At 65.2% G+C, this 1,679-nt stretch carries 2 protein-coding genes; both read right to left on the reverse strand.

Features of this window, described 5'->3' with window-relative positions; all coding sequences use genetic code 11:
• Positions 1–78: 78 nt before the first annotated feature.
• Positions 79–372, reverse strand: coding sequence for a GYD domain-containing protein (locus tag AC1DKD_RS41105; RefSeq protein ID WP_441635279.1), 294 nt, complete (start codon positions 370–372; stop codon positions 79–81).
• Positions 373–602: 230 nt separating this feature from the next.
• Positions 603–1,679, reverse strand: a 1,077-nt coding sequence (locus tag AC1DKD_RS41110) for an ATP-binding protein (protein WP_477144733.1), incomplete at its 5' end; no start/stop codon positions are given.

Below are 1,679 nucleotides of genomic sequence, written 5' to 3' on the forward strand. Positions count from 1 at the left end.
GCGGAACGCATCCAAGGCCAAGAAGAAAGCCCGCACGATGCGGGCTTTCTTCTTGGCGAGCCGGTATGAGGAATGCGCTTACGGCATCTTGCCGAGGATGCCATCCATCTCGTCTGCGGAGAAAGCACGCAGCGTCTGCGTGCGCACATTGCCCGCCATGCCCAGGGACAGTCCGAACGCGGTCATGGTAGCTTCGTCGGGCGCGGTAAAGGTCACTACAAGGTCATATTGCCCGAGCGTCCAGTAGATATCTTTCATGTCGATGCCGTTTTTCTTCGCCATTTCGCGAACGGCAGCGGCGCGCTTGGTTGTGTCTTTTACGGTACGGATTCCCTGGTCGGTAAAGTTTAAGAGTGCTACGAAAGTTGCCATGATGCGTCTCCTGATCAACTGGAATGGCACTACGCGTCGCCAAAGCGCACAGAGCAAGTAAGTGCTGCAATCTGCGTACCATGCGAGACATCGTCTGGCCCGCGTGGCCATGACGCCAGGCGGAAGCGCCCGCGGCGGGAGAATTTACCCGAAAGTGTTCCAGGATTGAGACACTCCGGACGCCGCGGCAGGTGGCCGGCGCGGCGCCGAAGCTGCATTTGGAGCGGCGTTCAGGCTGCCTGTGCCAGCGCCGCGAACGGAAACACCATTTCCACCCGCAACCCGCCCTCGGCACGGTTTTCCAGCACGAGCCGCCCGCCCGCCTGGCGCACCAGCCGGTCCACGATGGCCAGGCCCAGGCCCGAATGCGCATTGCCGCCGCGCGCCGGATCCAGTCGCACGAAAGGCAGCGTCACCTTGTCCATCGCTTCCGGCGGAATGCCTTCGCCGTGGTCTTCCACCCCCATATGCCAGCCATCGGCCTGGCGCGAGGTACTGAGCAGCACCGGCGGCGCGCCATAGGCATACGCGTTGTCGATCAGATTGCCAACGATGCGGTCGAGCTGGGTGGCAATCAACCGGAATCCTTCGCCTGCCATCAGCGACACTTCCACCGGCTTGTCCTGCTCCGCCAGCGAAGCGGCCAGTTCACCGATGCGGCGGTCCACCGGCACCGGCCGGGCGGCAGGCTCGCCGCTTTGGGCGAAGGTGAGGAATTGTTCGACGATGGCGGACATGGATTCGACGTCACGCGTCACGCCAGCCGCCGCCTTGGGATCGGCCAGCATCTCGGCGCGCAGCCGCAGCCGCGCCAGCGGCGTCTTGAGGTCATGGGCGATACCGGCCAGCATGGTGTTGCGTTCCTGGTCGATGCGGGTCAGGTCGGCCATCATGCGATTGAAACGCACGATCAGCTGGCGCAACTCGTGCGGGCCGCGTTCGCGCAGCGGCTCGACGGTGTGCTGGCGCGACAACTGCTCGGCGGCCGCGGCCATGTCGCGCACCGGGCGCTGGATCTGCCAGGCGATCAGCAAGGCCACCGCCATGGCCACACCGACCACCAGGATCACGCCGGGCAGCAGGCGATTGTCGGGCGGCGGGTTGACCACCCACAGCACCGGCATCGCGATCCAGTCCTGCCGCTGGGGTAGCTTGATCCAGATGCGCGACGTCTCTTCTTCTTCGAGCCGCACCTGGGTACCGGCCGGCATGCGCTGCGCGAACTTCTCGACCAGCCGGCGCGCCCTGCCCTTGGCCGCCACGGTATGCTCCGCCGCGCTGGCCTCGCTGGCCACTTCCACCAGGCT

It is taken from the genome of Cupriavidus sp. 05T313 (assembly GCF_056396665.1).